Origin of the sequence: Sphingopyxis sp. CCNWLW2 (genome assembly GCF_037095755.1) — a bacterium.
Classification (GTDB): Bacteria; Pseudomonadota; Alphaproteobacteria; order Sphingomonadales; family Sphingomonadaceae; genus Sphingopyxis.
Map to the genome: position 1 here is coordinate 188397 of NZ_JBAWKJ010000003.1, position 24282 is coordinate 212678.

General features: G+C 65.1%; 25 protein-coding genes and 1 tRNA gene. 14 read left to right on the forward strand and 12 right to left on the reverse strand.

Translation table 11 applies throughout. The annotated features are described in order from the left end of the window. Nucleotides 1-6 precede the first annotated feature (6 nt). From V8J55_RS18340 to V8J55_RS18350, 3 genes are read right to left on the reverse strand one after another with little or no spacing between them, the layout of a single operon-like run. A complete protein-coding gene (locus V8J55_RS18340) occupies nt 7-1491 on the reverse strand; it encodes a serine hydrolase domain-containing protein (RefSeq protein WP_336447046.1) in 1485 nt (494 codons plus the stop codon). 25 nt (nt 1492-1516) lie between these two features. Beyond that, nucleotides 1517-2557 carry a DUF1611 domain-containing protein gene (locus V8J55_RS18345; protein WP_336447047.1) on the reverse strand — a complete coding sequence of 347 codons (1041 nt, stop codon included), beginning with the start codon at nt 2555-2557 and terminating at the stop codon, nt 1517-1519. After that, entirely contained in the window at nt 2557-3702 is a 1146-nt protein-coding gene (locus V8J55_RS18350) for a dipeptidase (RefSeq protein WP_336447048.1), read from the reverse strand. Before V8J55_RS18350 ends, V8J55_RS18345 begins: the two co-directional genes overlap by 1 nt. A gap of 320 nt (nt 3703-4022) precedes the next feature. On the opposite strand from V8J55_RS18350, the gene V8J55_RS18355 reads away from it, so the two are divergent. Then, on the forward strand, nt 4023-6803 hold the full coding sequence (locus V8J55_RS18355) for a TonB-dependent receptor plug domain-containing protein (RefSeq protein ID WP_336447049.1): 2781 nt from the start codon (nt 4023-4025) through the stop codon (nt 6801-6803). A gap of 75 nt (nt 6804-6878) precedes the next feature. On the opposite strand, the gene V8J55_RS18360 is transcribed toward V8J55_RS18355, so the two are convergent. The 3 genes from V8J55_RS18360 to V8J55_RS18370 all read right to left on the reverse strand — a co-directional run bounded on the left by V8J55_RS18360 (nt 6879) and on the right by V8J55_RS18370 (nt 8390). Next, nucleotides 6879-7226, reverse strand: coding sequence for a RidA family protein (locus tag V8J55_RS18360; RefSeq protein ID WP_336447050.1), 348 nt, complete (start codon nt 7224-7226; stop codon nt 6879-6881). Between the two features lie 141 nt (nt 7227-7367). Beyond that, nucleotides 7368-7443 (reverse strand) — tRNA-Thr (locus V8J55_RS18365). A 77-nt stretch (nt 7444-7520) separates the two neighbouring features. Next, nucleotides 7521-8390, reverse strand: a complete 870-nt coding sequence (locus V8J55_RS18370; protein ID WP_336447051.1) for a hypothetical protein — start codon at nt 8388-8390, stop codon at nt 7521-7523. 63 nt (nt 8391-8453) lie between these two features. Here V8J55_RS18370 and V8J55_RS18375 point away from each other — a divergent pair, with 63 nt between their 5' ends. From V8J55_RS18375 to V8J55_RS18415, 9 genes are all read left to right on the forward strand, one after another. Beyond that, nucleotides 8454-9029: a NifU family protein gene (locus tag V8J55_RS18375; protein WP_336447052.1), complete on the forward strand. Its 576-nt coding sequence runs from the start codon at nt 8454-8456 to the stop codon at nt 9027-9029. Between the two features lie 25 nt (nt 9030-9054). Further along, a complete protein-coding gene (locus tag V8J55_RS18380; RefSeq protein WP_336447053.1) occupies nt 9055-9648 on the forward strand; it encodes a malonic semialdehyde reductase in 594 nt (197 codons plus the stop codon). A 15-nt stretch (nt 9649-9663) separates the two neighbouring features. Beyond that, nucleotides 9664-10281 carry a tRNA (adenosine(37)-N6)-threonylcarbamoyltransferase complex dimerization subunit type 1 TsaB gene (gene tsaB / locus V8J55_RS18385; RefSeq protein WP_336447054.1) on the forward strand — a complete coding sequence of 206 codons (618 nt, stop codon included), beginning with the start codon at nt 9664-9666 and terminating at the stop codon, nt 10279-10281. Continuing rightward, nucleotides 10278-10760, forward strand: a complete 483-nt coding sequence (locus V8J55_RS18390; protein ID WP_336447055.1) for a GNAT family N-acetyltransferase — start codon at nt 10278-10280, stop codon at nt 10758-10760. Before tsaB ends, V8J55_RS18390 begins: the two co-directional genes overlap by 4 nt. Before the next feature lie 108 nt (nt 10761-10868). After that, nucleotides 10869-11303, forward strand: coding sequence for a MucR family transcriptional regulator (locus V8J55_RS18395; RefSeq protein WP_336447056.1), 435 nt, complete (start codon nt 10869-10871; stop codon nt 11301-11303). Between the two features lie 148 nt (nt 11304-11451). Then, complete coding sequence (locus V8J55_RS18400; protein WP_037518006.1) at nt 11452-11877, forward strand: Fur family transcriptional regulator; 426 nt, start codon at nt 11452-11454, stop codon at nt 11875-11877. After that, entirely contained in the window at nt 11846-12634 is a 789-nt protein-coding gene (locus tag V8J55_RS18405; RefSeq protein WP_336447057.1) for a lysophospholipid acyltransferase family protein, read from the forward strand. The genes V8J55_RS18400 and V8J55_RS18405 overlap by 32 nt, the downstream gene beginning before the upstream one ends. Before the next feature lie 7 nt (nt 12635-12641). Further along, complete coding sequence (miaB, locus tag V8J55_RS18410; RefSeq protein WP_336447058.1) at nt 12642-13979, forward strand: tRNA (N6-isopentenyl adenosine(37)-C2)-methylthiotransferase MiaB; 1338 nt, start codon at nt 12642-12644, stop codon at nt 13977-13979. Between the two features lie 130 nt (nt 13980-14109). After that, entirely contained in the window at nt 14110-15117 is a 1008-nt protein-coding gene (locus V8J55_RS18415) for a PhoH family protein (RefSeq protein WP_056369187.1), read from the forward strand. A gap of 359 nt (nt 15118-15476) precedes the next feature. On the opposite strand, the gene V8J55_RS18420 is transcribed toward V8J55_RS18415, so the two are convergent. Then, complete coding sequence (locus tag V8J55_RS18420; RefSeq protein WP_336447059.1) at nt 15477-15983, reverse strand: nuclear transport factor 2 family protein; 507 nt, start codon at nt 15981-15983, stop codon at nt 15477-15479. Between the two features lie 339 nt (nt 15984-16322). Here V8J55_RS18420 and V8J55_RS18425 point away from each other — a divergent pair, with 339 nt between their 5' ends. Together V8J55_RS18425 and V8J55_RS18430 are read left to right on the forward strand one after the other, a co-directional pair. Then, complete coding sequence (locus V8J55_RS18425; RefSeq protein WP_336447060.1) at nt 16323-18593, forward strand: TonB-dependent hemoglobin/transferrin/lactoferrin family receptor; 2271 nt, start codon at nt 16323-16325, stop codon at nt 18591-18593. Between the two features lie 22 nt (nt 18594-18615). After that, nucleotides 18616-19593 (forward strand): DUF6607 family protein, encoded by a 978-nt coding sequence (locus V8J55_RS18430; protein WP_336447061.1) that lies wholly within the window; start codon nt 18616-18618, stop codon nt 19591-19593. A 70-nt stretch (nt 19594-19663) separates the two neighbouring features. On the opposite strand, the gene V8J55_RS18435 is transcribed toward V8J55_RS18430, so the two are convergent. Both V8J55_RS18435 and V8J55_RS18440 read right to left on the reverse strand, forming a co-directional pair. Next, complete coding sequence (locus tag V8J55_RS18435; protein WP_336447062.1) at nt 19664-19957, reverse strand: hypothetical protein; 294 nt, start codon at nt 19955-19957, stop codon at nt 19664-19666. Nucleotides 19958-19974: 17 nt separating this feature from the next. After that, nucleotides 19975-20355 (reverse strand): DoxX family protein, encoded by a 381-nt coding sequence (locus V8J55_RS18440; protein ID WP_336447063.1) that lies wholly within the window; start codon nt 20353-20355, stop codon nt 19975-19977. Nucleotides 20356-20493: 138 nt separating this feature from the next. On the opposite strand from V8J55_RS18440, the gene V8J55_RS18445 reads away from it, so the two are divergent. Both V8J55_RS18445 and V8J55_RS18450 read left to right on the forward strand, forming a co-directional pair. Continuing rightward, the gene (locus V8J55_RS18445) at nt 20494-20949 is read left to right on the forward strand and encodes a carboxymuconolactone decarboxylase family protein (RefSeq protein WP_336447064.1); all 456 of its coding nucleotides are present in this window, start codon (nt 20494-20496) and stop codon (nt 20947-20949) included. Further along, on the forward strand, nt 20949-21824 hold the full coding sequence (locus V8J55_RS18450) for a sigma-70 family RNA polymerase sigma factor (RefSeq protein WP_336447065.1): 876 nt from the start codon (nt 20949-20951) through the stop codon (nt 21822-21824). The genes V8J55_RS18445 and V8J55_RS18450 overlap by 1 nt, the downstream gene beginning before the upstream one ends. 3 nt (nt 21825-21827) lie before the next feature. On the opposite strand, the gene V8J55_RS18455 is transcribed toward V8J55_RS18450, so the two are convergent. The 3 genes from V8J55_RS18455 to V8J55_RS18465 are packed head-to-tail and all read right to left on the reverse strand — an operon-like array spanning nt 21828 to nt 24271. Continuing rightward, on the reverse strand, nt 21828-22319 hold the full coding sequence (locus V8J55_RS18455) for an anthrone oxygenase family protein (RefSeq protein WP_336447066.1): 492 nt from the start codon (nt 22317-22319) through the stop codon (nt 21828-21830). Continuing rightward, nucleotides 22309-23196 carry a TolB family protein gene (locus tag V8J55_RS18460; RefSeq protein WP_336447067.1) on the reverse strand — a complete coding sequence of 296 codons (888 nt, stop codon included), beginning with the start codon at nt 23194-23196 and terminating at the stop codon, nt 22309-22311. Before V8J55_RS18460 ends, V8J55_RS18455 begins: the two co-directional genes overlap by 11 nt. Nucleotide 23197: 1 nt before the next feature. Further along, complete coding sequence (locus tag V8J55_RS18465; RefSeq protein ID WP_336447068.1) at nt 23198-24271, reverse strand: hypothetical protein; 1074 nt, start codon at nt 24269-24271, stop codon at nt 23198-23200. Nucleotides 24272-24282 lie beyond the last annotated feature (11 nt).

Consider the following 24282-nt stretch of genomic DNA (forward strand, 5'->3'; position numbering starts at 1 on the left):
TTCTCCTCAGGGCTGGACGAAATGATAGAGAACATGCGGTTGCGACGTGAACGACAGGCGCCAGCGCCCCTCGGCGCCGTGGAATAGCAATTGCTCATAAGGGCCGCCGGCGCGCGCGCCGGTGGCCTGTTCGAACCGCATCGGGCCGACGCGTTCCCAATAGCTGGTTTTCCCGTCGTTGGTGACGGTGACGGCATTCGGGCCCGCCGCGGCGATCTTCAGGTCGCGCTCGGGATTGGGCGCGCGCGCATAGTCGCGCCGGTTTACGCGATAGGCGCCGAGCGGCAGTGTCTCGTTGGCGGGCGCGGCGACGCGCGGGGCGGGAGCGACCGGGAACAGCCGGCCGATCAGCGCCTCGGTCAGTTCTGTGCGCCCGCCATAGCTGCCCTCGCCGCCGGTCTCGGAAACGAAGAAGCCCAGCCCCGCCTCGGGCGCCAGGATCATGTTCGAATGGAAGTCGCCGGTGTTGCCGCCATGGCCGACCATACGCGGGCCCTTTTCGCGGACGACGAAAAAGCCGTGCGCCATGCCGGGCAGCCCGGGGGCGTTGGCGACCGAGTTGGTCATCAGCAATTTGACCGAGGCGGGTTTCAGGATGCGCGCCTTGCCGAGCGCGCCGCCGTTCATCATCGCCATCATGAAGCGCGCCATGTCGGGGCCGCTGCTCGTTCCCGATCCCGCGGGCATCACCGGGCTGAACAGCTCGAACGGATCGGCGACGAGCCGCCCGTCCTTGACCTGATAGCCCGACGCCATGCGCGGCGCGAGCGCGGCGGGCAAAGGTTCGCGAAAGGTTGTGGCGTTCATCCCGAGCGGCGAAAAGATATGCTTTTCGACATAATCGGGAAAGGCTTCGCCCGACACGCGCTCGACGATATAGCCCGCGAGCACCGATCCATAGTTCGAATAGGAGGTCTCGGTCCCCGGGGCCCAATGGCGTACCGGAATATGCGTCTTCATCCATTCGACATAGGGTTGGATCTTGTCGGGCGTCGGCGCGGTGAGGCCGCCGACGTCGCTCATCCCCGGCGTGTGCGACAAAAGATCGCGCACGCGGATCGGCTTGCCCTCATACTCGGGGATTTTGAAATCGAGATATTTGTTCACATCGGCGTCGAGGTCGACGCGGCCTGCTTCGACCTGTTGCAGCAGCGCGGTCCAGGTGAACATCTTCGACACCGATCCCGGGCGGAACAACGTCTGCTGCCCGTCGACCGCGATGCCCTTGTCGATATCGGCAAAGCCATAGCCGCGCGAGAAAAGCACTTTGTCGCGATAGACGACGGTGACGATCGCGCCCGCGACCTCGCGCGTCGCGATCTGCTGTGCCATCACGCCGTCGACGAAATCGGCAAGCCCGCCGATCCGGTCCTGCGGGATGCTATCGGTGGCTTGTGCGGCGGACTGCGCCGTGGCGACGGAGGGCAGGGCGATTGAGCCGAGCAGCGCGGCGGCGAATGCGGTGCGGCGCAGGGCCGGGAGTCGGGTCATGCAAGGTCTCCGAAGGGCAGGGGTTTCATGCGAGGCAGCTGTCGACGAGCGCGTCGAATGCGGGCCCGCCGCGGATGGGGTCGGCGACCGGCAAGCCGAGCCGCGCGCTCTCGCGCGCCATCAGTTCGGTTGCCGCCGCTTCGCCCAGCGCCGACGTGTTGAATGCAAAGCCGCCGCAGCGGATCGCGGGATTGGTCCGGCGGCCGAGCAGCAGGGTGAGCTCGACGATCTCTTCGACGCTGGTCAGCGTATAGCCCGCGGTGCCGAGCATCTCGGTGCGGCCGGGCTCGTGACAGACGACGAAGACGTCGGGCTGGCTGCCGTGGAGCAGGCCGAGCGACACCGCCGCATAGGCCGGGTGCGTCAATGCCCCCTGACCCTCGATCACGTCCCAGTGCCCCGCGCGCGCGTCGGGCGACAAGAGTTCAGCGGCGCCGGCCTCGAAATCGGAGACGACGGCGTCCATCGCGATGCCGCCGTCGGCGATCATGATGCCCGTCTGGCCGCTCGCGCGGAAATCGGTGTCGACGCCGCGCGCCACGAAGGCGCGGGCCAGCGCCAGCGCGGTATATTTCTTGCCAAGCGCGCAGTCGGTGCCGACGGTCAGCAGTCGTTTTCCGCTGCGCTTGCGCCCGGTGCCGACGGGGATCTGCGGCGGCGGCACGCGCACGTCGATCAGCTGGCGACCGAGCCGGTGCGCGGCTTCGGCAAGTTCGGGGATGTCGGAGAGGCGCATGTGCATGCCCGCGATCAGGTCGAGCCCCGCCTCCAGCGCCTCGACCAGCGACGCGCGCCAGTTCGCGGGGATCACGCCGCCGAGGTTGGCGACACCGATCACCAGCGCACGCGCGCCCCGCGCCCGCGCTTCGGCGGCGGTGAGCGCGTCCAGCCCCGTGGTGACCGTGGCGCCGGGCAGCCGTAGTTCGCCGACACATTTGTCGGGCGCCCAATCCTTCAGCCCGAAGGCGGTCTTTGCGAAGCCCGGGATGGTCGTGTCGCCAAGGAACAGCACATAGGGCTGCGGCAACAAAAGCGCCCCGGCGATGCGATCGGTCAGCGCGTTCATCAGCCGCCCCACGTTGCGGTCAGGAGCCGCTGGAAATTGCCGCCGAGTACCGCGAGGATGTTCGCGTCGGAATATTTGCGGCGCAGCAGTTCTTCGGTCAGGTCGAACATCTTAAGCGGGTGATCGAACCCGTCGACGTCGATCTTCTCGCGAAAGGCGTAGCTGTCCTTATAGGCGCCGCGCAGCATCTTGTTCATCTCGGGCGAGGTGTCGTCATAGCCATAGAGGTCGGAATCGGTGCCGACGCCGACATGATCGATCCCGACGAGCTTCACGACATGGTCGATATGGTCGACATAGTTCACGATCGTCGTCGGATCGGTCTTGCTCACGAAATTGCGCACCCCGGTGATGCCCATCACGCCGCCCTTGGCAGCAAGCGCCTTGATCGCCTCGTCGGTCTTGACGCGCGGATGGTCGATCAGCGCGCGGCAATTGCTGTGCGTGATCGCGATCGGCTTCGGCGAAATCTCGATGGCGTCGAGCGTCGTACGGTCGCCGCTGTGCGACACGTCGACGAGCATGCCCACCTCGTTCATCGCCTTGATGATCTCGACGCCGAAATCGCTCACGCCGCCATCGACGCGCTCGGTCGACCCCGATCCGATGCGGTTCTGCGAATTATAGGTGAGCTGCGCGCAGCGCTGGCCAATCTCGTAGAAGGTCTTGACGTCGGCGGGGCGGTTGAAATGGTCGGCGTTCTGCAGCCCCATGATGACCGCGACCTTGCCGTCCTTCTTCGCGCGCAGGATGTCGGCGAATTTATCGACCCCGGTGAAGACATGGCTGTTGCGCGCGACGAAATTGCCCCAGATCGCGAAGAAGCTGAGCGCCTGTTCCTTCGCCGTCGGGCCGCCGATGCCCACCGCATGGTGGATGGCGTTGATGCCGCTGGCGCGAAAGTCCGCGGTTTCCTTTTCGCTCAGCGCCTTGGTGTAATAGCTCGGATCGAAGTCGATCTTGATCGGTGCGAGCATGTCGACGACGACCGCGCGCTGGACCAGCTCGATCGCGCGCTTCGAATAGGCGCGGTTCGTCGCCGGATTGATCTGGAAATGCGCGCGCGCAACATAGGGAGCGGCGAGGGGGGCAGCGAGCGCCGCGCCCGCAGCGCAAATCGCCTGCCGTCGAGAAAATAGCATCATCATCCCCTGCTTTGTAATTTTCTGATTAGGACGATATTATCCCATTAGGGCTTCGTCAATCCGTCGCTTTCGAATCCTGAAAAACCTCTTCGCGTTTCACGCGAGCCGCCAGGCTGAGTGCCATAGCCGCAAGTCGTCGTCCCGGCTTTCGGCCCGATTCGGCACCCGAGGTCGATCGGCTTCAACGGAACTCATGGCAATTATGAGCCTAATTTCTCTTAAAAGAAATATATTGTCCTATATAGGACATTGTGGCAGCTTCGACGCGGGGAACCAAAAAAGGCCGCCATCGAGCGGTCCAGCCAAAGGGGTGGATTGATATGCGTAAGGACAGTGACAAGCTCGGTTACCGGCTCGCGCGCGGCAGCAGCATTGCGGCGTTGGCGGCCGGATTATGGCTCGCCGTGCCGGCCGCGGCGCAGACCGTCGCCGAAACCGAGGCCACGGCCGACGAGGAGATTCTCGTCACGGGATCGCGCATCGCGCGCGCCGGTTTCGATCAGCCGACCCCCACGACAGTGATCGGCGAGGATGAACTGCGCCTCGGCGCGCGTCCGAACATCCAGCAGGTGCTGAACGACCTTCCGCAAATCCGCCCGACGACCACGCCGACCGTATCGAACGGCAACACCTCGACCGGCACCGCGCCCGTCGACATGCGCGGCCTGGGTGTCAACCGCACGCTGGTGTTGCTCGACGGCCGCCGCTTCGTCGGCGAGGGCAATCTGAATTTCATCCCGACCAATCTGGTCGAGCGCGTCGAAGTCGTGACCGGCGGCGCCTCGGCCGCCTGGGGCTCGGGCGCGGTCGCGGGCGTCGTAAACATCCTTCTCGACAAGGATTATGACGGCCTGTCGATCGGCGGCAATGTTGGCGTTTCGTCGCGCGGCGACGGGTTCCGCTATGGTTTCGATGCGAAATTCGGCACCGGCTTCGCCGACGGGCGCGGCCATTTCATCATCGGCGGCGAATATGTCAAAGACCGCGGCGTGATCAACCGCAGCACGCGGCCGAACCTCAACAGTCCCGATTTCATTCCGTCGGGCACGGGGTCGGAACTGGTCCGCGACGTGAACTTCGGCAATGTCACGCTGGGCGGCCTGATCACCAGCGGCGTGCTCGCGGGACAGACGTTCAACGCCGACGGCACGCTGCGTGCTTTCGATCGCGGCACGAGCGTCGGCGCGGGCGCTTTCCCGCTGCGGATGGTCGGCGGCGCGGATGGCATCAACCTCTATGACACCATTCCCGTCTCCTCGCCTTTCGAACGGCTGAGCACCTATGCCCGGCTGAGCTATGAGGTCGGCGACGCGACCTTCTGGGTCGACGGCAGCTATGCGCGTTCGCTGTCGAACGCGCCTTTCTTCGGCGACTTTACGGTCGGCGGGGCGCTCGGCCTGCCTTACCTCACGATCCAGGCGAACAACCCCTATCTGTCGACCGCGATCCGCGATCGCCTTGCCGCCGCGGGCGAGACGAGCTTCACCTTCGGCCGCTATTTCAACGACATCCTTCAACTGCAGTTCCGCGGCGAGCGGGTCAGCAAGGAAGGAGCGATCGGCGTCGACGGCACGTTCGGCAAGGGCTTCCGCTACAAGGCCTGGTACAGCCACGGCGAGGTCGAGAGCGAACAGTCGATGGGCAACTCGCGGTTGGTCCGGCAGTTCAGCAACGCGATCAATGCGGTGTCGAGCGGCGGGCAAATCGTCTGCGGCATCAATGCCGACGCGGACCCGACCAATAATGATCCCGCGTGCCGGCCGCTCAATCCCTTCGGCGCATTGAACGCGTCGCTCGAAGCACGCGACTATGTCACCGGGGCGCAGCAATCGTTCGAAACCCGAAAGCTCGATTCGGTGGGCGCCGAAGTTCAGGGCGATCTCTTTTCCTTGTGGGCCGGCCCGGTGACCGTCGCGATCGGCGCCGAGGCACGCTGGGAGGAACAGGTCTCGTCGCGCGACGATTTCACGATCGCGAACGCCAGCAACTTCGGCATTCTCGTCTTTTCGACGCCCACGTCGGGCGGGTTCAACGTCAAGGAGGCGTTCGGCGAAGTCCTGTTCCCGCTGCTCAAGCTCGAAAATGCGGTCGAAATCGACCTGAGCGGCGCCGCGCGCTATTCGGATTACAGCACCAGCGGCGGCATCTGGACGTGGAAAGCCGGGGGCACGGCGCGGCTGTTTGGCGACCTGCTCCTGCGCGCAACGCGCTCGCGCGACATCCGCTCGCCGGGCATCGGCGAATTGTTCGCGCTCCGCGCGATTAACATCGGGCCGCTCAACGATCAGGACAGGGCCGGGCGAGCCGCGGCCAACCCCGCATATAATCCGCAGCCGTCGACCGTGACGACATTCACCGGCGGCAACCCCAATCTGGTGCCGGAAGTGAGCTACACGACGGCGATCGGCGCAACATATTCGCCGTCCTTCCTGCGCGGCTTCAGCGCTTCGGTCGATTATTACAAGATCAAGATCGACGGTGCGGTCACGGCGCTGAACGGATCGAACCTCACGCTCCTGTGCTCCCGCGGGGTCACATCCGCCTGCGATAGCATTACGCGCGATGCAACGGGGACGGTTACCCAGGTGGCCGCCACCCAGCAGAATATCGCGAGCTTCGAGACGAGCGGGCTCGACATGGAGGCATCCTATGTCGTCAACCTGTCGAACGTCAGTGCGGGCCTGCCGGGCAGCCTGCGCATCCGCGCACTGGCAACCTATGTCGACAAGCTGGTGTTCGATACCGGGGTTACCCGCGTCGAGACTGCGGGCGATGTCGGCGATTCGGTGCTGCGCGCGACGCCGAAATGGCGCGGGACGCTCAGCGCGACCTATGAGGATGACAATGTCGGGTTCGACATCCGCGCGCGGTATATCGATGGCGGCAATTTCGACCGGACACGCACGACCCTGATCAACAACAGGATCGCGTCGCGGACCTATGTCGACCTCGGCGCGCGGTTCAAGATCGACGATCGCTTCATGCTGTTCGGCAATGTGAACAATGTGTTCGACCGCGATCCCCCGCTCATCACCGTCAACAGCACGCTGTACGACGTCGTCGGCCGCTACTTCACCGTCGGCGCGAAGGTCGATTTCTAATCGGATCCGTTTTCGGGGCAGTTCGAAGCAAGGTCACGCAGTCCCGGCCTTGCTTCGGCTGCCCCGAGGAGGGCGTCAGGGCCGGGCGGCGGTGACGATGATTTCCACGCGGTAGTCGGGCGTTGCCAGACGGACTTCGCCGGTCGCCCGCGTCGGCGCATTGGCGCCGCCGATCCATTCTTCCCAAACCACGTTCATCGCGGCGAAATCGGCCATGTCGGCCAGCCAGACCATGGCCGTGAGCAGGTGCGACTTATCGGTGCCGGCCTCGGCGAGCAATTCGTCGATCGATGCGAGAATGGCGCGCGTTTGCTTCGTCGCGTCCTCGCCCGGCGCGCCAACCTGGCCAGCCAGATAGACGATGCCGCCATGGATCACGGCCTGGCTCATGCGCGGGCCCGAATGCAGGCGTTCGATGCTCATAGGAATCTCCTTTGTTGGGGTTTGTCGAGGGGCGGATGACAGGTCAGGGCCGCTTCGGCAATTTGATCCTGCGTGCGGTGCCGTCGCGTCGCGGACCGGCGGCGCCTGCAAGGCGCTTCTGAAGCCACTGAAATAGGCTGATGGTGCCGGCTACAGGATTCGAACCCGTGGCCCCCTGATTACAAATCAGGTGCTCTACCAACTGAGCTAAGCCGGCACGGCTGACCGCCCCTTAGCATTTTTCGGCCGGATGGAAACATCCGACATCGGGAAAATACGGCGAGCATGAAATCTTCAGATGATGCCAAAGGTCCAGCCCTCGGTTTGCGCGAGCCGGCCCGTCAGCGGCGACGGCGACCAGGGCGCGGCGTCGCCGGCGATCGCGCGCAGCCAGGCGGCGGTCAGCAGCGCGTCGCTCGCATGGTCGCTGACCGGCCCCGTCAAGCTGCACGGCGGCGAACCCAGCGCGGCGAGCGCCGCGTCGAGCGCCGCGCCGTCGCGGATCTTGCTGCGCCCCGGCGGCAGCCCGGCCGCGCGCGCGGCGAGGCTGGTGTAGATTTCGACCAGCATCGGTCCCGTGGCGGGCACCGGATCGCCGGGCCACAGCGGGATGCGGCGCGACAGCCGGTGAAGCAGGCGCATTCCCGACAGGCTGGCCTTGCCGACCTGCGCCGCGCCGACAAGGTTGAAATTGCTGACGCTCGCCGCCTGTTTCGTCGCCCGCTGGTGATGCTCGACGACGCGCGGCCGCCCCGCGCCGGCTTCGAACCGGTCGCCCGCCTCGCCGCGGTGGCGGAAATGCCGGCGCGCCTCGGAGTGCGTTAGGAATCCGCCCGTTTCATAATGCGGATCGCCGCCCGCCAGATGTTCGACGAGCGCCCACAGCGCGCGCATGTCGGCCGGACTTTCCGCCCAGCCGGGGAAATAGGCGCCATGGTCGGCAAAGGCGAAGGCGGCTGAAAAGTCGAAACCGATCAGCATATTCTCGCGGGCGGCCGCGACACCCTCCAGCCAATCGAGGATTTCGGCCCGCGACCAGATATGCCCTCGCCGCACCAGTGCGGGCGCTGCGCTGCCGCTGGCGACCGCCAGGGCGATCCCGCGCTGGCGCGGACCCCGTGCGCCCGACCAGTCGAGCGCGGCAAAATGGGTGAAAGGACGCATCGCCGCGCCTTAGCGCATCCATGTCATCTTGCACAAAGCCTCGCTCCGCCCCACATGCACGCCATGCTGATCGAAACCGAATCGACGCCCAATCCCGCGACGCTCAAATTCCTGCCTGGCCGGGCGGTGATGGAGGCGGGAACCCGCGACTTTGCGAGCCCTGAAGAGGCCGAGGCATCGCCGCTCGCCAGCGCGCTTTTCTCGCTTGGCGACGTAACGGGCGTCTTCTTCGGCCGCGATTTCGTGTCGGTGACGATCGCGCCCGGCGCCGAATGGGCCGATGTGAAGCCCGACGTGCTCGGTATCGTGATGGACCATTTTCTCGCCGACGTACCGCTGTTCAACGCCGCAAGCGCGGGCTTTTCGGTGCCGCCCGAGGATGAAGCCGGCTTCGCCGACGATCCCGCCGACGCCGACATCATCGAGCAGATCAAGGAGCTCATCGAAACGCGCGTCCGCCCCGCGGTCGCCAACGACGGCGGCGACATCGTCTATCGCGGTTTCGACAAGGGCAATGTCTATTTGAAGATGCAGGGCGCGTGCGCCGGATGCCCGTCCTCGACCGCGACGCTGAAGAATGGCATCGAGTCCCTCTTGAAACATTATGTTCCCGAGGTAACGGCAGTTCACGCCGTCTGACCAAAATCATTTCAGGAGATCTCCCATGAGCGAGCCGCTTTCCGACAGCGCTCTCGACCAGCTGTTTCGTACCGCGCGCACCTATAATGGCTATCTCGACAAGCCGGTTTCGGAAACGCAGCTGCACGCGATCTGGGATCTGGTGAAATTCGGCCCGACCAGCGCCAACAGCCTGCCGGCGCGGATCGTCTGGTGCGTGACCGACGAGGCGAAGGCGAAGCTCGCCGAGTTCGCGATACCGGGGAACGAGGAAAAGATCCTGAAGGCGCCGGTCACCGCGATCATCGCGAGTGACAATGAATTTTACGAAAACCTGCCCGAATTTTTCCCGCATACCGACGCGCGCAGCTGGTTCGTGGGCAATGAGGCGCTGGCGCAGACGACCGCTTTCCGCAATGCCACGCTCCAGGGCGCTTATTTCATCCTCGCCGCGCGCGCACTCGGGCTCGATACCGGGCCGATGTCGGGGTTCAACAACGCCGGGGTCGACGAGGCCTTCTTTGCCGACCAGCCGAATGTGAAGAGCAATTTCATCTCGACCCTCGGCTATGGCGATGCCGCGACGATCTTCGATCGCAGCCCGCGCCCCGATTTCGCCCGCTTCAACCGTATCGCCTGAGCGCGTTCCACCACTATGCGGTATCTGGTCATCGATTCGGCGAGTGAGGCCTGTTCGGTGGCGCTGCTGGAGGCCGGAGCGGTCGGCGACCATCGCCACGAGGTGATCGGCCGCGGCCATGCCGAACGGCTGGTTCCGCTGATCGCCGAACTTGCAGGCGGCGGCCGCGCCGACGTCATCGTCGCGGGATGCGGCCCGGGCAGCTTTGCCGGGGTCCGGATCGGCGTTGCGGCGGCGCGCGCGCTGGCGCTCGGCTGGCAGGTGCCCGTGCATGGCTTTTCGACACTCGCGCTCGTTGCGGCCGGCGCCGCCGACGAGATCGCGGCCGCCGGCGGCGCGCTGGTGGTGATGGAGGGCGGGCACGGCCAATACTTTGTCCAGCCGTTCGCGGCCGACCTGACGCCGCGCGGCGAGATACGCTCGCTCCTTCCCGAGGACGCCGTCCTGATTGGCGACGAGCTGGTCGTCGGCAATCGCGCCGAGCCCTTTGTCGCGCGCCGCGGCACCGGGCGCGCGCTGGCGGCACTGCCCGACGCGCGCGCCTTCCTGCGGCTGCCGACTGCCCTGCTGATCGATCAACCAACCCCGATTTACGGCCGCGCGCCCGATGCCAAGCCGATGGCGCCGGCATGAGTGGCGCCATCCGCCTCGCCACCGCGCGCGTCGGCGATCTCGCCGCGGTGATGCGCGTGATGGAGGCTGCGTTCGAACCCGCTTATGGCGAAGCGTGGAGCGGCGCGCAGCTTTTGACTTTGTTCGCGCTGCCCTCGGCGCGCGTGTGCCTCGCGTGGGACGGCGATCATGCGTGCGGCTTCTCGGCGGCGCGCATTGCGGGGCCCGAAAGCGAATTATTATTGCTCGCGGTCGACCCGCAGTTTCGCAGCCGCGGTATCGGTGCATTACTGATCGACGACTGGCAGGCGTGGGCGGCCGAACAGGGTGCCGAAGACTATTTTCTTGAAATGCGCGCCGATAATGACGCGGTTCATCTCTATGGGAGTGCGGGGTTTGCAGAGTGCGGCCGACGGCCGGCCTATTACCGCGGTAATGACGGGGTGGTTCGCGACGCAATTACCATGCGCAGATCGACGCGAGGGCAAAAGCCGGACTGATCGGTCATTGCGGAATTCCATCCAAAGTGGCAGTATTCTGGCTGGCGGAAGAACAAATCCAATATTCGCCGGCATGTCTTCTGGGTAAAATAAACAAGGAATAGTCTCATGTCCGACCAAGCCGATACCAACGAGATGCTCGTTACGCTTACTGCTGACATCGTCGCTGCGCATGTCAGCAACAACAGCGTCGCCATTTCTGACCTCTCCATTTTGATAAATAATGTGCACGCGGCGCTGTCGGGTCTCGGCACCGAACCGGTCGTCGAGGAAAAGCTGGTGCCGGCGGTGTCGATCCGCACCTCGGTCAAGCCCGACTATATCGTCTGTCTCGAGGACGGCAAAAAGCTCAAGATGCTGCGCCGCCACCTGATGACGCATTATGGTATGACCCCCGACGATTATCGCGCGAAATGGGGCCTGCCCGCCGACTATCCGATGGTCGCGCCGAACTATGCCGAAAAGCGCCGCGCGCTGGCGAAGGAAATCGGCCTCGGCACCAAGGGCCGCGGCGGCGGGCGCAAGCGCAAGCCCAAGGTCTGAACCTTAGGGTCTGGGCCTAAGATAAATCGCTCCATCCGGAGCAGGGAAGGGCGGCGTCGTAGGGGTGCCGCCCTTGTCCTATCGGCGGGGCGTGCCTATACAGTTTGTAACAAACATAGACACGGCTGCATCTGCAGGAAAGGCAAGCATGTCCGGCAATATCGATCTCGAAGCCCTGTGCCATGAAAAGGGGCTGCGCATCACCGAACAGCGTCGCATCATTGCGCGCGTCATCTCGGATTCGGAGGATCATCCCGACGTCGAGACGCTGTATGAACGCGCGTCAAAGGTCGACAGCGGCATCTCGATCGCAACCGTCTACCGCACCGTCCGCCTGTTCGAAGAGGCGGGCATCCTCGACCGCCACGATTTCGGCGACGGCCGCTCGCGCTACGAAGCCGCGCCCGAGGCGCATCACGACCATCTGATCGACGTCGAAACGGGCAAGGTGATCGAATTCGTCGATCCCGAGCTCGAGGCGTTGCAAAAGGTGATCGCCGAACGACTGGGCTACCGCCTCGTCGACCATCGCATGGAGCTTTATGGTGTCGCCATCGATCGCAAGCGCGACTGATCGCGCCTCGATCACCTGGCGGACAGTCGCCCGTCTCGCCTTGATGGTGCTGACGCTGCTTTTTCTGATCGTCCCGCACCTCCTCTATCGCGCCGCCCGTCGCCCGTCGCCGATGGTCATGGCCTTCCTCAACGCCGTCGGCTGGATCGCCGGGCTGCGCATCCGCACGACGGGGACGCGGCTGCGGCGTAATGTCCTGTTCGTGTCGAACCATGTCAGCTGGCTCGACATTCTTGCGCTCGGCGGCGCCGCACGCTCGGCGTTCGTGTCGAAGGCCGAGGTCGGCGAAACCCCGCTCGTCGGCTGGCTCGCCGACCAGAACCACACCATCTATGTCCAGCGCGAGGCGCGGCGCGAGATTCACAATCAGGCGAACGAGCTGCGGGGCGCGCTCGCGCGCGGCCGTCCGGTGACGCTCTTTCCCGAAGGTACGACGGGGCCGGGTGACGGTCTGCTGCCCTTCCGCGCCTCGCTGTTCCAGGCGGTGATCCCGACGCCGCCGAACCTGCGCGTCCAGCCGGTATTTCTCGATTATGGGCATGAGGCGAACGATATCGCCTGGCTCGATCCCGAATCGGGGCTCGATAATTTCAAGCGGCTGCTCGCGCGCAAGCGGCCGATCCATCTGACGATCCACTATCTCGATCCCTTGCCCGATATCGTCGAGGGCGACCGCAAGCTGCTCGCCGAGGCCGCGCGCGCCTCGATCGCGGCGGAAATTGCACGGTCTTCCGCCAGCGCGCCGCATCGCCTATAGCGCGCCGATGAAATCCGACTCCCCCAAGACTTTTCACGTCAAATCCTTCGGCTGCCAGATGAACGTCTATGACGGCGAGCGCATGGCCGAGATGCTGGGCGCCGAGGGCTATGTGGCCGCCGCCGACGGCGCCGACGCCGACCTTGTCGTACTCAACACGTGCCACATCCGCGAGAAAGCGGCCGAAAAAGTCTATTCGGACATCGGCCGGCTGAAGCGCGCCGACGGCAGCCGTCCGACGATCGCCGTCGCGGGCTGCGTCGCGCAGGCCGAGGGCGCCGAAATCGCGCGCCGCGCGCCGACCGTCGATGTCGTCGTCGGCCCGCAGGCGTACCACCGCCTCCCCGACCTGATCGCCCGTGCCGCGCGCGGCGAGAAAGCGGTCGACCTCGACATGCCGGCCGAGAGCAAGTTCGGCGCGCTGCCCAAACGTGCGGGCGGCCAGCGCCCGACCGCCTTCCTGACCGTGCAGGAAGGCTGCGACAAATTCTGCACGTACTGCGTCGTGCCCTACACGCGCGGCGCCGAGATCAGCCGGCCGTTCGCCGACCTGATCGCCGAGGCGCGCGCGCTGGTCGCCGGCGGGGTGCGCGAAATCACCTTGCTCGGCCAGAACGTCAACGCATGGGACGGCGAGGACGACAAGGGCCGGGCGATCGGCCTCGACGGGCTGATCCGCGAGCTCGCGAAAGAGGATGGGCTGGAGCGCATCCGCTATACCACCAGCCACCCCAACGACATGACCGACGGGTTGATCGCCGCGCATGGTGAGATCGACAAGCTGATGCCCTTCCTCCACCTGCCGGTGCAGGCGGGTAGCGACCGCATCCTTGCCGCGATGAACCGCAGCCATTCGGTCGAAAGCTATCTGAAAATCATCGAACGCGTTCGCGCCGTCCGCCCCGACATTGCGATTTCGGGCGACTTCATCGTCGGCTTCCCCGGCGAAACCGACGCCGATTTCGAGGCGACGCTCGATATCGTCCGCGCGACCAATTATGCGATGGCGTACAGCTTCAAATATTCACGCCGCCCCGGCACCCCCGCCGCGACGATGGACGGCCAGATCGACGAAGCGGTGCTGAACGATCGCCTCCAGCGGCTGCAGGCGTTGCTCAACGAACAGCAGCAGGCGTTCAACGAGGCGACCGTCGGCCGTACGACGCGTCTTCTCCTCGAGCGCAAGGGCAAGCTCGACGGCCAGCTCATCGGCAAGTCGCCCTGGCTCCAGTCGGTGCACGTCATCGCGCCGGGGCTGAAGATCGGGGACATGATCGATGTCCGCATCATGTCAGCCGGGGCCAACAGCGTCGGCGCCGAAGCGCTGACGGAAGAGGTCGCCTAGTGCGCTTGGTGGAACCTGTCTCCCCGAAGACACACTCCGCCTCCTTCCGTCGCATTCCCCGCCTGCAAGTCATGGACTCACGTCTTGGCGGGAGTACAGTCATGTCGTCGATCGAAGGAGCCTTGCTTATATGTCCAAACGCCCGCTGACCGCCTCCACCCCCGCCGAACCCGGCGACCGCGTCCGACTGACCGCGGAATTTGAGCGAACGCAGCTTTTGGGCATTCTTTTCGGCGAGTTCGACCGCAACCTCGTCGCGATCGAAAACCGCCTCGGCGTCTATATCTCGGCTCGCGGCAACCGCGTCCAGATCGAGGGCGAGGCCGAAGCCGCGGCGCGTGCCCGCGACGTGCTCACCGAACTCTATAACCGCATCGAACAGGGGCAGGAGGTCGACACCGGCCTCGTCGACGGCGTGATCGCGATGTCGGCGCAGCCGACGCTCGCGGGCATCATCCGCCACGACAAGGACGAAGCGCCGCCGATTATGATCCGCACGCGCAAAAAGACGATCGTCCCGCGCGCCCCGTCGCAGGTCCCGTATATGCAGGCGCTCGCGCGCGACGACGTGATTTTCGCGCTCGGCCCGGCGGGCACGGGCAAGACCTATCTGGCGGTTGCGCAGGCGGTCGCGCAGCTGATCACCGGCAGCGTCCAGCGCCTGATCCTCTCGCGCCCCGCGGTCGAGGCGGGCGAGAAGCTCGGCTTCCTTCCCGGCGATATGAAGGAAAAGGTCGATCCCTACCTCCGCCCGCTCTACGACGCGCTCCACGACTGCCTGCCCGCCGAACAGGTCGAGCGCCGGATCGCGAGCGGCGAAATCGAAATCGCGCCACTCGCCTTCATGCGCGGGCGCACGCTCGCCGATGCTTTCATCATCCTCGACGAGGCGCAAAACACGACGATCCCGCAGATGAAGATGTTCCTGACGCGTTTCGGTATGAACAGCCGCATGGTCGTCTGCGGCGACCCCAAGCAGGTGGACTTGCCGATCCCCGCAACCTCGGGCCTCGCCGACGCGGTCGGCCGGCTCGAAGGGCTGGAGGGCATCAACGTCAGCTACTTCACCAGCGCCGACGTCGTCCGCCACCCGATCGTCGGGCGGATCGTCGATGCCTATGAGGGGCCGGGGGCTTAGCGCGCGGAACAGCGTCGGCTTGGAGGTAGTGCACCTCTACGGCCTTCTTTCGTCGTCCCGGGTTGGATCCGGAATCCGGTCGGCGCAAGGGCCGCGCGATATTCCAAAGTTCAGTAAAGTTCAGCTCTATGTGCGCCCCGATTTGGATCTTGCGGCGTGCCGGACGCGCCCGGCGCGCCGCTCCGTGTCGCACCGGCAAGCCGGGCAGCGACCGCTTTTATCCAACAGATGAAAGAGCCGGTTGAAGGCTGGCACGGCTGGATAATGTAGGAAAGGCCTATTTGGGGGCGATGCCTGCTTTGGGGTGGTGAGCGGATATAAGGCGGATCGGCCGATCGCTCGGTCTTCGTCGGGTCCAACTAGCGTGGGGTTTCACGTGCCATCATGGTATCGGCGTGACGGTGAATCACGCGCCACTGCCCCGCCTCTCTGCGAAGCGCGGTTGTGACGCGATAGTGCCGTTCTGATTCCGTTTGCGAACCCGGCGGGTAGAACCAGATATGCTCGTACTGCACCACGAGGGCAAAGTCCCCGGCGCTCGTGACCCGGACCCGCTCATTCTGTTGACGACCTCTGGTATATTGTGCGCTCGCCCATCGCAGCCGAGGACTCACATTGTCCCAACCCATCTCAATTTTTCCTCCGGCGCCGCCCGTCAGCGTCACATCGGAAGCGTGGGACCAGATGGCCATGGAGGGCTCAGGGTTTCCATTGTGGAACGCAATGTGAGCCGCATCCATCCTCTCGAGCGTTGCCTGCAGGTCAGGATCTTCCGCTCTGACCCCTTGGGCGTGTGCACACTCCAATGTCGCGATGCTACCGGCAAGAGCTATCCCGACACCGATGAGAAACGAGCCGCGGTTCATAAACACCTCCAAGAAGGGTGCGATCGCTACAGAGTGCCTAGTCGATATACCTGGCAAAGTGGGGTGTCCATGGGCCAGATTCCGTGGCGCGACGGCACCTTGTTGAGGCGATGCGTCAGGTTCACACGAATGATGTGACTTATTGTCCGCAATCGGCCGAAGCCCGTCTTGCATGGTTCCGAGCTTGTTTCCGCGTCACTGCGCTTTGGGCCGGTGGTCGTGCGCTGCCATGGGTTGTCATTTTTCGAGAACGATTTGCAATAGCATATTGACCCCCCGATTTTGCACGCCTAGATGGCCGCTATTGCGAGTCAGTCGCAATTATTCAGGGGAAGAAAATTGACCATCCGACATTTGCCGTCCGTATCCCGCCTCGCCGCAGGCAGCGCGCTGGGCCTCGCGCTCGCCGCGACCGCTTCGCCGGCCTTTGCGCAGGACAATGACGGCGAATATTGGGTATCGCTCAAGAATCGCATCGTCGTCACCGCGACGCGCACCGCCGTGAAGGCCGAAGACGTCCCGGTCACCGTCACCGTGAAGAGCGACGAGCAGATCGCCGACGAGATGGTCACCGACATCCGCGACCTCGTCCGCTTCGAACCCGGCGTCAGCGTCCAGCGCCAGCCCGCGCGTTTCGGCGCTGCGCTCGGCGCGACGGGGCGCGCCGGCAACGACAGCTTCAACATCCGCGGCATCGGCGGCAATCGCGTGCTGATCCAGGTCGACGGCGTGCGCGTTCCCGATGGCTTCAGCTTCGGCGCGCAAGCGTCGGGGCGCGGCGACTATGTCGACCTTGGCCTTGTCAAATCGGTCGAGATCCTGCGCGGCCCGTCGTCGGCGCTCTACGGCAGCGACGGCCTTGCCGGTGCGGTCAGCTTCATCACTTCCGACCCCGTCGATTTCCTCGAAGAGGGCAAGAATTTCGGCGGCCTCCTCCGCGCCGGTTACAGCAGCGCCGATGAGGAATTCAGCGAAACCGCGATCCTCGCGGGGCGCAGCGGCGACTGGTCGGTGATGGCCGCCTATACGCGCCGCGATTACAAGGAACTCGAAAATCAGGGCAGCCTCGGCACCGCGAACGGCATCGGCGCGTCACGCACGCTTGCCAACCCGCAGGACGGCCGCTCGGATGCCGCGCTCGCGCGCATCGTTTATGATCCCGCGAACGGCCACAAGCTGCGGCTGACCGGCGAATATCTCGACACGCGCCTCTATACCAACGGGCTCAGCGGCCTCGGCCCGAACGGCCTCGGCGCGACCGTCGACCGCCTCGAAGGCTTCGACACCGGGACACGCAAGCGCGTCTCGCTCGACTGGAGCTGGGAAGGCGAGGGCGCGATCGATTTCGCGCGTGTCGCGCTCTACTGGCAGGATGGCGAAGATCGGCAATATACCGAGGAAGACCGCACTCCGTCGGCCGACCGCACGCGCCTCAACACCTTCGAAAACCGCGTCTTCGGCGCCTCGGCAGACGCGCGCGCCGATTTCACCACCGGCGCGATCACGCATCGCCTCGTCTTCGGCGGCGACATCAGCAAGACGCGTCAGCAGGGGCTTCGCGGCGGCACCGTGCCGCCGGCGGGCGAGACCTATCCGACGCGCGCCTTCCCGAGCACCGACTTCACCCGCGCCGGGCTGTTCGTGGGCGACGAGATCGCGGTCGCCGACGGCCGCCTGCTTCTCTACCCGGCGCTGCGCTTCGACTGGTACGATCTGTCGCCCGACAACGACCCGCTGCTGCCGACCTTCCGCGGCGCCAAGCAGGACGGCTCGCGCGTGTCGCCCAAGTTCGGCGCGGTGTGGAAAATCACCGACGACGTCCGGCTGTTCGCCAATTATGCGACCGGCTTCAAGGCGCCCGAACCCGGACAGGTCAACCAGTTCTTCGAAAACCTGACTTCGCCCTTCTTCTCGTACCGCACGCTCCCCAATCCCGATCTCGGACCCGAGCGCAGCGAAAGCTTCGAGGGCGGCGTGCGCTTCTCCAGCGACGCGATCAGCCTCGACGTCACCGGCTTTTCGGCGCGCTACAAGGATTTCATCAGCCAGGAACAGGTCGGCGGTGTCGGCACGATCGCCAATCCCATCCTCTATCAATTCGTGAATCTCGATCGCGTCCGGGTCAAAGGGGCCGAGGCGCGGTTCGAGGGGCGAGCGTCGTCCGGCCTGTATACGACGCTCGCCCTATCCTATGCGAAGGGTGACATCATCGACCCCGAAGGCGTGCGCTCGCCGCTGTCGTCGATCGATCCGCTCAAGCTCGTCGCCGGCGTTGGCTACCGCGAGCGCGAAGGGCGCTTCGGCGGTCAGATCATTATGACGCACGCGGGCCGCAAGGAAGCGTCGCGCACGACGGGGTTCTGCACCCCCACATGCTTCCGCCCCGATGCCTTCACGATCCTCGACGCGACGGCGTTTGTGCGGGTGATGGATGCGCTCACGCTGCGCGCGGGTGTCTTCAACATCCTCGACAAGAAATACAGCTGGTGGAGCGATGTGCGCGGCCTCGCGATGGGCGGAACGGCAACGGCGCCGACGCTCCCGGCGAGCGCCGACGCCTATACCCAGCCCGGCCGCAACGCGAGCGTGTCGCTGAGCTTCCGCTTTTAAAACAGAAAGAAGGACTGCACCGATGAAAACATATCGCAAGATTGCCGCCAGCCTGTTGCTGCTGACTGCCGCGCTGCCGGTCGTCGCTTCGGCGCATCCGCCGATCGCCGCCGAGGCCGCCGCCGCCAATTTCGAACAGGACCGCGCCGACATCCTCGCGATGGCGGGCAATTACCGCGTCAGCTTCAACATGCAGGAATCGACGCGCTGGGATCCGACGTATGAGGTGCTCGAGCCCAAGCGCTCGGGCGGTAACGAGGTTGTGCGCGTGATCGAGGATAGCGGCCGCAAGATCAGCCTCCAGCATATGCTCGTCATCACCGGCGACGACGACAAGAGCATGATCATCAAGCATTGGCGCCAGGACTGGGAATATGAGCCCGCGAAGGTGCTGGTCTACTCCGATCGCAACGCGTGGACGTGGGAAGAGGTGCCTGAAAAGATGCGCACAGGCCGCTGGTCGCAAACGGTCTATCAGGTCGACGACAGCCCGCGTTACGGCGGCTGGGGGCAGTTCGAAACGCAGGGCGGCGTGCGCCGCTGGCGCTCCAACTGGACGTGGCGCCCGCTCGCGCGCCGCGATGCTGTGCGCAACCCGGTCTACGACCGCTACCTGTCGATCAACCGCCACCAGCCGAGCCCCGACGGCTGGGTTCATTGGCAGGACAATACGAAAATGGGGACGAAGGACGGCAAACTCGTGCCGATCGTCCAGGAATATGTCCTCAACACCTATATCAAATATGACCAATATGACGTGAAGGCCGCCGACGATTATTGGGCCGCGACCAAGGATTATTGGGCGGCGGTGCGCGCCGAATGGGACCGCGTCGCCGTCGCCAAGGGCGGCATCGCGATCGACGAAAAGGCCGACACCGGCACCGTGATCAGCGGCCGCCTGCTCGAAATGGCCGACGAGGTCCAGGAAAAGAAGCTGACCACAGCCAAGGCGATCGCCGAGGCGAAGAAGCTGATCGAAACGAACACGCGCAAGCTTTGACGACCTTCACCATGTGAAGCCCGAAACTGGGGGCAGTGCCACAAGGCACTGCCTCCGCTTTTGCCAAGAGTCAGGGCGCACGCTTCGTCTTGCGATTCCTGAACAACGCAAAAATACCGGTCACCAGAGCCACGGGGGCCAGCAGGCCGGCAAATGTACCGAAAACACCCATCCACAGGCCCGCGACAAGTTCGGACTGCATCAGCGCGGTATCGCCAAGCGCGAGGCCCAGGAAAATGCCGCCCCAGCCAGCAACCGACAACAGGCAGCCCGCAATTATCAACGGCTTTGGAGTTGGCCGTTTAGGAAACAGGAAAAATGCGATGACCATCGTCACGGTGATCACGACAGGAACGGCTTCCACCGCGGCGTTCCCGCTCCCTATTTCTTCGCCGCGCCGTCGACGCTCCAGATGCCCGCGCCGCGCGTCGCGATGAACAGGAAGATGAAGCAGTAGAGCGCGATCGTCTCGCCGCCATTGGCGATCGGAAAGGCGCCCCGGCTGCCGTGCGCGACCCAGTAACCGACCGCCGCCATGCCGCTGGCGATGAACGCCGCGGGGCGGGTGAACAGGCCGATGACGATCAGGCCGCCGGCGACCAGTTCGATTACCCCTGCGGCTTGCAGCATCGGATTGAGCTCCATCGGGAACTTGACCGGGAAATTGAAGAATTTCTGCACGCCATGCGCCATGAACAACAGGCCCGCGACGATGCGCAGCAATGCATAGGCCTGTTCGCCGAAACCATCGAGAAACTTCATGATTTTCCCCCTCATTCCGATTGTCGAGGCGGGGAGGCTAACCGATTTTTCGGCCGACGCGAATTTTTTTCGTGTTTCATGTCACACGCGCCGATCCTGTCTCGTCATGTCGGTACAACCGCTTAAAGGAGACATGACATGACCAAGGTAACCGACCCCTTCGCCGCCGCGCCGCAGCTGATGAAGCAGTGGATGGGCGTCTCGCTCGCGGTGCAGGACAGCCTCGAAGCAAGCCTGATCGAGCTGGTCAAGATCCGTTCGTCTATCCTCAACGGCTGCGCCAACTGTATCAACATGCACACCGTCGAGGCCCGCGCGAAGGGCGAGAGTGAACAGCGCATCTACCTGTTGTCGGCGTGGCACGAGGCGCCCGTCTTTACGCCGCGCGAACGCGCCGCGCTGGCGTGGACCGACGCCTTGACCCGCCTGTCGCAGGGGCACACACAAAGGCAAGCCAAGGACGAGCTCGAAGCGCATTTCACGCCGGAGGAGCAGGTGAACCTCACGCTGATGATCAACGTCATCAACGGCTGGAACCGTCTCGCGGTCGGCTTCGACCTCTGGTACGAAGTCCCGGCGGCCAAGGCGGCCTGATGACCCCCGAGGGCATCCAGAGTGCCGCGGATGCGGCGGACGCGGCGGCGAGTTTCGACCCGCTGCGCCCGCTGCTCACCCGCGTTGCGTACCGCATGCTCGGTTCGGTCGCCGACGCGGAGGATGTGGTGCAGGATGCCTTCATCCGCTGGCTCGCCGCCGACCGCGATGCGGTGCGCGAGCCCGCGGCCTTCCTTCGCCGCACCGTGACGCGGCTCTGCCTCGACCAGATCAAGTCGGCGCGAAACCAGCGCGAGACCTATGTCGGCCCCTGGCTCCCCGACCCGCTCGTCGAGGAGGAGGAAGAGGATGATGTCACGCTGCCGCTCATGCTCGCACTCGAACGCCTCTCGCCCTTGGAGCGCGCGGCCTTCCTGCTCCACGACGTCTTCGGCGTGGGGTTCGACGAGGTCGCGAAGACGATCGACCGCGATCCCGCCGCGACGCGCCAGCTCGCGGCGCGCGCGCGCACCCACGTCCGCGACGCGCGCCCGCGCTACAAGCTCGAGAAAGAGCAGGGGCTTCAGATCGCCAACGCCTTTTTCGCGGCCTCGCGGAGCGGCGACATGGGCGCGCTCGGCCAGCTCTTGGCCGCCGATGTCGGCATGTGGGCCGATGGCGGCGGCAAGCGCCCCGCCGCGATGGGGCCGGTGCTGGGGTACGACGTCGTGCTCAAGCTGCACCGCAGCCTCGCGGTGCTGTTCGGCAAATATGGCTCGACGCTCGTCCACGCGGGCACGATCAACGGGCTGCCGGGCTTCGTCACGCGCGAAGCCGACGGCGAGCTGCAAACCACCGCGCTCGAGATTGCGGACGGCAAGGTCACCGCCATCTATGTCATGCGCAACCCCGACAAGCTCAAGCACATGCATTGACGGTCAGGCGGCGCGGCATACCCCCGCGGCGACGAACAGGATCGCGGCGGCAAAGCTCGCCGCGGTCCGCACCGAGTTCCAGAAGGTCCAATCCCTGAGATAACGCGTCCACAGTGCCGCGCCCTCGGGCGTGCCGACCGGTGTGGCGGTGAGCGCATTGTTGAGCGGCACGTTCAGCGCCATCGTGATCCCGTCGCAGCCGATCACATAGAGCAGCGCCGCGGCGAGGATCAGCTTGCCGTCGAGCGTGCCGAGCGACCCCAATGCCATCGCCGCCGCGATCAGGCACAGTAGCCCGGTGCCGAACAGCGCGGTCATAAAGGCGGGGTTGATCACCGTGACATTGATCGAATTCATCGCGGTCGCACCCTGTTCGGGCGAAAGCCTTCCGAGCGCCGCCATGACGAAGTTCGAAAAACCGAAGAAGACACCGCCGACCAGCGCCGCGCCGCCCGCGGCGGCAAAGCTGAGGCCGGTCAAAAGATCATCGGCCATGCTGCCCTCCCGACGCGCTGCCCAATACAAGACGATAGGTGATGCGGTACAACTCCATCGATTGCGCTCCTCCCCTCTGGCTCGAAAAGGTCAGCCGGTCCGGCGCCGACCAGTCGAGCATCGGCCCGTAACTATCCTTGACCGGATCGTTCACTGCGAGGGGTAATATCATTCCCGCACCGTAGCGGCCACCATGCGATGTCGCGGCGAACAGGTCGACGCGGTCGTCCTTCATGCTCGGCGCGCGCGCGAAGACCAAGGTCCGGCTGTCGGCGAGAAAGCTCGCGTCGAATTCGTCGGCGGGGGTGTTGATCGCCCCGGGCAGCGGCGCGGCGGCGGCAAAGCCGCGCCCTTTCGACCGCGCGGTGTAAAGATCATGGCGCCCCGCGCCGCCCGGCCGATCGCTCGAAAACAGCAGCCGCCGGCCGTCGGGCGACAGCATCGGAGCATATTCGCTCGCCGCGCTATTGACCTGCGGCCCCAGATTTTCGGGTGTGCCGAACCCCGTCGCGGTCACCGCAACGCGGTAGAGGTCATCCTTGCCGATCCCGCCCGGCCGGTCCGAACAGAAATAGACGAAGCGTCCGTCGCGCGAGAAGGCGGGGTCGAAATCGCGCCCCGGCGAATTGAACGAAACCGGCGTCGCGGGCGCCCACTCGGTTCCCTCGCGGCGTGCTATCCAGATGTCATAGCCGCCGGGTCCGCCGGGCCGGTCGCGGCTGAACCACAAGGCGGTTCGGCCATCGGGGCTGATCGTCAGGCGGATTTCGGCATGATCGGTCGAGGCGATGCCCGGCGCGAACAGTTCGGCCTCGCCGACGATCTCGACCGCGGGCGTAACGGCGAGCAGCGACAGCGCGAGGGCAAATGCCGCCATCTCACGCCGTCCGTTCGAAATCGCTGATCCAGTTCGTTTCCCAGCTTTGGCCGCCGTCGGCCGACGATGCCTGCTCCCAGCGCGCCGAGTTTGCGGTGATGCGCGACCATAAAACGCGCGTCTTGACCGGCCCGCCCTCGAAACTGTCGTCGCCGATGAAGGTGCCGACCCCGCCCGCGAAGCCGCCGCGCACCGGCGGCGCGATGCTTGTTGGGCTGCGCCCGTCGAGCCACCAACTCAGCCATTCGCCCGTCGCCGGATCGAGCGCGCGGATGCCGACCCCGCGAAACGGCGCATCGGGAAAGTTCATCACATTGTCGCCGACATTGCCGCGCCCGCCGAGCACGGGCCAGTTCACCAGCGTCCCGTCGAAATCGATCCAGTCGCGGTTTCCCGCGAGCCGCTTTGCCAGCCGCCGGTGCCGCACCTTCCAGCTGCCGACCAAAAAGGCGAAGTCGCGGGTGTTCGGCGCCTCTTCGGCAAGCAACGGCAACGGTGTCGGCGTGGTGCCGGTGCGCGTGAAATAATTGCGCCAGTTGATCTCCCACGTCTTGCCGCCGTCGGTCGAAAACCCCTGATCCCAGTGCGGCCGCGGGCCGTGGACCTCATGCCAGCGAAACCGGACCGCGATCTCACGTTCCTTGAATGTGTCGCGCCCGGTAAAGACCCCCTCGTCGCCGTCGAAACGTCCGATCACCGGCGGATCGATGCGCGTCGGGTTGCGTCCGTCGACCCACCAGATCGCCCATCGCTGCGTCGCGGCGTCGAAGGCGCGGATTCCGAAGCCGCGATATTCGCCGCCGGGCAGGTCGAGGATATTATCGTCGATCGTCCCGAGCCCGCCCAGCGTCAGCCAGCACGCGCTCCTGCCGTCGAACTCGGCCCAGTCGTCGCTGCCCGCGAGCCGTTCCTTCAGTCGCCGGTGCCAGACGTCCCAATTACCCACCAGCCATTGCCAGTCGGTGCGATGCGCGTCGTGGCCCCATGCTGGCAGGCCGAAAGCCGCTGCGCCACCGGCGAGGATCATCGTTTCGAGCAGGCGGCGGCGGTCGAGCGAAATGGGAAGATGGGTCATCGGGCCTCCGG

Coding starts and splice junctions, on each gene's coding strand:
- V8J55_RS18345 (WP_336447047.1), bottom strand. CDS start 2,557: ATGAACGCGCTGACCGATCGCATCGCCGGGGCGCTTTTGTTGCCGCAG.
- V8J55_RS18340 (WP_336447046.1), bottom strand. CDS start 1,491: ATGACCCGACTCCCGGCCCTGCGCCGCACCGCATTCGCCGCCGCGCTG.
- V8J55_RS18445 (WP_336447064.1), top strand. CDS start 20,494: ATGACCAAGGTAACCGACCCCTTCGCCGCCGCGCCGCAGCTGATGAAG.
- V8J55_RS18350 (WP_336447048.1), bottom strand. CDS start 3,702: ATGATGCTATTTTCTCGACGGCAGGCGATTTGCGCTGCGGGCGCGGCG.
- V8J55_RS18360 (WP_336447050.1), bottom strand. CDS start 7,226: ATGAGCATCGAACGCCTGCATTCGGGCCCGCGCATGAGCCAGGCCGTG.
- V8J55_RS18430 (WP_336447061.1), top strand. CDS start 18,616: ATGAAAACATATCGCAAGATTGCCGCCAGCCTGTTGCTGCTGACTGCC.
- V8J55_RS18440 (WP_336447063.1), bottom strand. CDS start 20,355: ATGAAGTTTCTCGATGGTTTCGGCGAACAGGCCTATGCATTGCTGCGC.
- V8J55_RS18390 (WP_336447055.1), top strand. CDS start 10,278: ATGAGTGGCGCCATCCGCCTCGCCACCGCGCGCGTCGGCGATCTCGCC.
- tsaB (WP_336447054.1), top strand. CDS start 9,664: ATGCGGTATCTGGTCATCGATTCGGCGAGTGAGGCCTGTTCGGTGGCG.
- V8J55_RS18355 (WP_336447049.1), top strand. CDS start 4,023: ATGCGTAAGGACAGTGACAAGCTCGGTTACCGGCTCGCGCGCGGCAGC.
- V8J55_RS18455 (WP_336447066.1), bottom strand. CDS start 22,319: ATGGCCGATGATCTTTTGACCGGCCTCAGCTTTGCCGCCGCGGGCGGC.
- V8J55_RS18400 (WP_037518006.1), top strand. CDS start 11,452: ATGTCCGGCAATATCGATCTCGAAGCCCTGTGCCATGAAAAGGGGCTG.
- V8J55_RS18420 (WP_336447059.1), bottom strand. CDS start 15,983: ATGAACCGCGGCTCGTTTCTCATCGGTGTCGGGATAGCTCTTGCCGGT.
- miaB (WP_336447058.1), top strand. CDS start 12,642: ATGAAATCCGACTCCCCCAAGACTTTTCACGTCAAATCCTTCGGCTGC.
- V8J55_RS18380 (WP_336447053.1), top strand. CDS start 9,055: ATGAGCGAGCCGCTTTCCGACAGCGCTCTCGACCAGCTGTTTCGTACC.
- V8J55_RS18395 (WP_336447056.1), top strand. CDS start 10,869: ATGTCCGACCAAGCCGATACCAACGAGATGCTCGTTACGCTTACTGCT.
- V8J55_RS18460 (WP_336447067.1), bottom strand. CDS start 23,196: ATGGCGGCATTTGCCCTCGCGCTGTCGCTGCTCGCCGTTACGCCCGCG.
- V8J55_RS18465 (WP_336447068.1), bottom strand. CDS start 24,271: ATGACCCATCTTCCCATTTCGCTCGACCGCCGCCGCCTGCTCGAAACG.
- V8J55_RS18415 (WP_056369187.1), top strand. CDS start 14,110: ATGTCCAAACGCCCGCTGACCGCCTCCACCCCCGCCGAACCCGGCGAC.
- V8J55_RS18405 (WP_336447057.1), top strand. CDS start 11,846: ATGGTGTCGCCATCGATCGCAAGCGCGACTGATCGCGCCTCGATCACC.
- V8J55_RS18375 (WP_336447052.1), top strand. CDS start 8,454: ATGCTGATCGAAACCGAATCGACGCCCAATCCCGCGACGCTCAAATTC.
- V8J55_RS18450 (WP_336447065.1), top strand. CDS start 20,949: ATGACCCCCGAGGGCATCCAGAGTGCCGCGGATGCGGCGGACGCGGCG.
- V8J55_RS18370 (WP_336447051.1), bottom strand. CDS start 8,390: ATGCGTCCTTTCACCCATTTTGCCGCGCTCGACTGGTCGGGCGCACGG.